This is a genomic window from Sinomonas albida (assembly GCF_004919045.1).
GTDB classification, from domain to species: domain Bacteria; phylum Actinomycetota; class Actinomycetes; order Actinomycetales; family Micrococcaceae; genus Sinomonas; species Sinomonas albida.
Window position 1 is genome coordinate 1 of sequence record NZ_SWDW01000036.1, and the last position, 693, is coordinate 693.

The 693-nt window shown below is 63.5% G+C and carries 1 rRNA gene; it reads left to right on the forward strand.

Annotated elements, in window-relative coordinates:
- Positions 1-73, forward strand: a 16S ribosomal RNA gene (locus E6A26_RS17510); the annotation flags it as partial.
- Between the last annotated feature and the right edge of the window lie 620 nt (positions 74-693).

Below are 693 nucleotides of genomic sequence, written 5' to 3' on the forward strand. Positions count from 1 at the left end.
GGTGGGGCTGGCGATTGGGACTAAGTCGTAACAAGGTAGCCGTACCGGAAGGTGCGGCTGGATCACCTCCTTTCTAAGGAGCCCCTTTTCCCCGTGCCGGGGTGTGGGCCGTGCCTGTGTGCGCGGTCCCGTGCCGTGCTGTGGGGTGATGGAGTAAGGCCCGTTTCGCAGGTGTTCGTCCTGCGGCGGGTGCTCGTGGGTGGAACATCAGTCCAATTGGCCTGGCCTGTGGTGCCTGGCGGTGCCGTGGAGTACGCGCCCCCTTTGTTCCTGTTGCTTCGGCTGCAGGGGTGTGGGGGTGTGGGAAACGCGGTGGCTGCCGGGTGTGGGCTGGGCCCGTGCCGTGTCCGTGGTCTCTGGCGCCCCTTGTGTGGGGGTGTCGGGGGGTTCCGCGGGTGGGGTGTGGTGGTGCGCTGTTGGGTCCTGGGGCAATAGGTTCCCGGATCTGTTCCCTGTGCTGCCGCGTTCCTGGGGGGTTTCCCTGGGGGTGTGGGGTGTGGGGGTTGTTGTTTGAGAACTGTATAGTGGACGCGAGCATCTTGGAGGGGGCCGTGCCGTCGTTTGTGGGCGGTGGTGGTTCTCCTCCTGTGCAATTTTTTCTTTTGGTTTCTGTTTTTTCCTTGAGATTCTTGTGCTGCCCCCGCGCCTTGTGTGTGTGGGGGTGTGAGGTTTTCAAGGGCGTACGGTGGATGC